The organism is Sinimarinibacterium thermocellulolyticum, assembly GCF_040327995.1.
In the GTDB taxonomy this organism is placed as follows: domain Bacteria; phylum Pseudomonadota; class Gammaproteobacteria; order Nevskiales; family Nevskiaceae; genus Solimonas; species Solimonas thermocellulolyticum.
In genome coordinates this window covers 1-3,928 of the sequence record NZ_JBEPIJ010000039.1, presented here as the reverse complement: position 1 = coordinate 3,928, position 3,928 = coordinate 1, and the positions used below count along the sequence as shown (strand labels likewise).

The window sequence follows — 3,928 nt, the reverse complement described above, 5'->3', positions numbered from 1 at the left end:
GCACGACTACAACCACGAGATCCCGCACGAGTCACTACGCGATCTCACGCCCGTCGAATACCGACTTCACCACCACCCCGAGACCTCTAGTAATCCGTGGCACTAAACTGGGGGAGGCGACAGGCCGATCACGCGGCGCGGCAGTTTGTCACCGACCTGCACGTCCGCCCATCTCGGCGAGCGGCCCTCGCGGTTCGACAGGATCCATGAGAGGCGCAGCTCGTGGATCTCCGCCAGTTCCTGCTTGTCCCAGCGCTTGGGTGTGGCTCTCTCTTTGCCGAACACACCGCGCCGATTCGCCTCGGCGATCAGATAGCGGATCGCCGTTGCACGTTCGCGCGCGACCAGCACGCCGTGCTGGTTGCGGTGCTCGGTATCGCCGCGCTGGAACACGGTGGGACCGGCGAAGCTGGTGTCCTTGACGTCGTAGCCGTCGAAACGGCGCTGCTGGAACAGCTTGTCCCCGGGACGGATCAGCGAACCGAAGAACCACCATTCCTCGCCGCCGAAAATCAGATGCGAGCCGGGGATCTTGCCGACGCCGGCCGGATGGCAGCCGTGTCCGTAGTCCATCGCCACCGCGAAGGACTGCGGCGCGACCAGGCGCCCGAAGCGACTCTCCGCGGCGAAATCATCGTCGTAGTGCAGCCGGTTCGGGTAGTGCATGCCCTGCGCCCAGCGGCGGATGTCATTGGGCGCCACCGGGTCACGCATGCGTGCCGGCTGCATCGGCTTGCCGAGATAGCGGTCGATGTCGGAGCAGTCGAGAATCCTGTCGCCCATGGTGTCGTCCGTGGTCAGTTCGAGTAGCGGCCGCCGTTGACGCTCAGCGTGTGCCCGGTGATGTAGCCGGCTTCTTCCGATGCCAGAAACGCGATCGCGGCGGCCATGTCCTCGGGGCGCCCGGGCCGTTTCATCGGCGAGGCCGCGGCGATCGCGTCGACCCGATCCTTGAGCTGTTCGCGCAGCATCGGCGTGTCGACGAAACCCGGCGGCACGTTGTTGACGGTGACGCCGGTCGCCGCCAACTCTTGGGCGAGTGCCTTGGTGAACGCGATCACGCCGCCCTTGGACGCCGCGTAGTGGACCATGCTCGCCGCGCCGGTCTGCGCACTCGACGACGAGACGTTGACGATACGCCCCCACTTGGCCGCGAGCATGTCGGGCAGCAGCGCCTGCGTGCAAAGCAGCACGCTCTTGAGGTTGACCGTCATGATCCGGTCCCAGAGTTCCTCTGTGATCTCCAGGAACGGGGTGAACGCCGAAATGCCGGCGTTGTTGACCAAAATGGTGATCGGTCCGAGCTGCTCGCGCGCCTGCTTCGCCGCGGCGTCGACGTCGCTGCGCTTGGACACGTCGACGCGCGCAGCGATGGCGCGGTTACCTTGCTCGACCAGCGCCGCGGCGGCGGCCTGCGCACCGGCCTCGTTGAGATCCCAGATGGCGACGGCCGCGCCGGCCTGCGCCAGCCGTCGTGCGGCCGCCAGACCGATACCCGATGCCGCGCCGGTGACGACGGCATTCCTGCCTGCCAGTGACATGCTGCGCGCTCCTCGTGCGTGGCCGCCTACGGCCAACGAATGTGACTCGGGAACGCTAAATCAGCACCAGGGCATCGTCAACACTGTTGTTGACTGCGGGTGTCGGCCGTACAGTCGCCCGCTGCACAGACGTGCCGGCGAGCGCTACTTCGTCCTCTTGCGTATGCCGACGGCCTTGTCGACCTTGGCGCTGAGTTCCGGAAACTTCTCCGGCCGCATCGTCCCGTGCAGGCTCAGGCGCAGCATCTCGTTGGAAAAACGCTTGGCCATCTGCTGGCGCTCCTTGGCGGTGCGCGAATGCGCACGCGCGAACACCGGCCACAGAAAGGTGCCGATCAGCATGATCACCGCGTGCACCTCGACGTCGATGCCCGGCTGCGCAAGATCGGATTTCGCGAACTGCTCGAACTGGCTGCGGAACTCGTTCCAGAACGGGTCATTGGTCGGTTTGCTCGAACTGAGTACCTCGAACAGCCAAACACGTCCGAACTCCGGGTTCTCCATTGCGAACGTGGCCATCTGTTCGGTCATGCGCATCGGATCCATGGCGCCCGGCGCGCTCTGGCGGTGCTGCTCGTCCCCGAAAACGGCGCGGCGCAACTGGTCGCTGACCCAGGCGGTGGTGGCCGCCAGCAGCGATTCGCGGCTGGGAAAGTGTTGATAGGCCGTACCGCGATTGACCCCGGCGAGCTGCGCCACCTGCGATACGCTCAGACCTTCCGGACCATCCTGTGCCAAGAGCTTGCCGGCGGCTTGCAAGATGGCGGCACGCGTGCCGTCAGGGTCCCGCTTGCTTCTACGCATATCGTTCGTCGTCTCCGTTGAACACTCGGCGTCGGCCGGCATTCTGTGGGACGCGCAAACGATTTGCCAACCGCCCGTTCAATTGTCGAAGTCGTAGCGCTCCAGACCGTCGGCGATGGCGCGCACGAAACGCGCGGCGTCGGCACCGTTGATCACGCGGTGGTCGTAGCTCAGCGACAGCGGCAAGAGTTGGCGCAGCACTGGCTGGCCCTGCGCATCCGGAAGGAACACGCTGCGTGTGCGGCAGATGCCGAGGATCGCCACCTCCGGCGCATTGATGATCGGCGTGAAGCCGGTACCGCCGATGTGGCCCAGCGACGACAGCGTGAAACAGCCACCGGACATCTCGGCCATCGCCAAACCCTTGGTGCGCGCCTTTTCCGAGATGCGCGCGATCTCATCGTTGATTGCATCGATGTCCTTGGCATCGCAGTCACGCAACACGGGCACCAAAAGGCCGGCAGGCACGTCGACGGCGATGCCGATGTGGTAGTAGCGGCGTGTGGTCAGCGTCTTGCCGTCGGCCGACAGCGCACTGTTGAAGCGCGGATAGCGCTGCAGCGCCGCGACCGACACCTTGACCAGCGCCGCGAGCAGCGAGCGCTTGCGCTCGGGATTGGCCGCGTTCCAGGCCTTGCGCCGCTGCTCAAAAGCGGTGATGTCGGCGTCGTCGTGATGCGTGACGTGCGGAATCAGGCTCCAGTTACGCTGCATCACGCGGCCGACGAAGTGCTGGATCTTGCCCAGCGGCTGTGTCTGGACCGGACCGTAGCTCGACAGGTCGTCCGCCGGCCACGGGAGCATGCCGTTCTTGTCGCTCATGCGCACGCCGCCTACACACGCTCGATGATGATCGCCGGCGCCATGCCGCCGGCCGCGCACATCGTCACCAGCGCGCGCTTCGCGTCGCGGCGCTCGAGTTCGTCCAGGGCGGTGCCGATCAGCATCGCTCCGGTCGCCCCGATCGGATGACCGAGCGCGATCGCGCCACCGTTGACGTTGATCTTCTCGCGGTCGATGTCGAGGTCGCGGATGAACTTCTCGACGACCACGGCGAAGGCCTCGTTGACCTCCCACAGGTCGATGTCCTTGACCGACAGCCCCGCCTTGGCCAAAACCTTGCGCGCAGCCGGCACCGGCGCGTTGAGCATCAGTGTCGGATCGTCACCGACGTTGGCGCTGGCGACGACGCGCGCACGTGGCTTCAGGCCGCGCCGGCGCGCATAGTCCTCCGACGCGAGCAGCAGCGCGGCAGCGCCGTCGACGTTCCCCGACGATGTACCGGCGTGATGCACCGGCTCGATCTTCAGGTCCGGATAGACCCGGTTGATCAGCTTGCGGAAGGTGGTGCCGTCCTTGTCGAGCGGCATATCGGCGATCTGCGCGAAGGCCGGTTGCAGCGCCGCGAGCGCTTCGAGTGTGGTGTCGGGCCGCGGATACACGTCCTTGTCGAGCAGCAGCTGTCGCCTCCCCCAGTTTAGTGCCACGGATTACTAGAGGTCTCGGGGTGGTGGTGAAGTCGGTATTCGACGGGCGTGAGATCGCGTAGTGACTCGTGCGGGATCTCGTGGTTGTAGTCGTGC

4 protein-coding genes and 1 pseudogene are annotated in these 3,928 nt (G+C 65.8%); all 5 read right to left on the bottom strand.

The features are described from left to right. Positions 1-102 precede the first annotated feature (102 nt). Entirely contained in the window at positions 103-783 is a 681-nt protein-coding gene (locus tag ABSH63_RS15645) for an FAS1-like dehydratase domain-containing protein (RefSeq protein ID WP_352891033.1), read from the bottom strand. 14 nt (positions 784-797) lie between these two features. Further along, positions 798-1,541: an SDR family NAD(P)-dependent oxidoreductase gene (locus tag ABSH63_RS15640; RefSeq protein WP_352891032.1), complete on the bottom strand. Its 744-nt coding sequence runs from the start codon at positions 1,539-1,541 to the stop codon at positions 798-800. 144 nt (positions 1,542-1,685) lie between these two features. Beyond that, positions 1,686-2,345 carry a TetR/AcrR family transcriptional regulator gene (locus tag ABSH63_RS15635; protein WP_352891030.1) on the bottom strand — a complete coding sequence of 220 codons (660 nt, stop codon included), beginning with the start codon at positions 2,343-2,345 and terminating at the stop codon, positions 1,686-1,688. A gap of 78 nt (positions 2,346-2,423) precedes the next feature. Then, positions 2,424-3,167: a 2-oxo acid dehydrogenase subunit E2 gene (locus tag ABSH63_RS15630; protein WP_352891028.1), complete on the bottom strand. Its 744-nt coding sequence runs from the start codon at positions 3,165-3,167 to the stop codon at positions 2,424-2,426. An 11-nt stretch (positions 3,168-3,178) separates the two neighbouring features. Beyond that, positions 3,179-3,799: pseudogene (locus tag ABSH63_RS15625) on the bottom strand (acetyl-CoA C-acyltransferase); the annotation flags it as partial. Between the last annotated feature and the right edge of the window lie 129 nt (positions 3,800-3,928).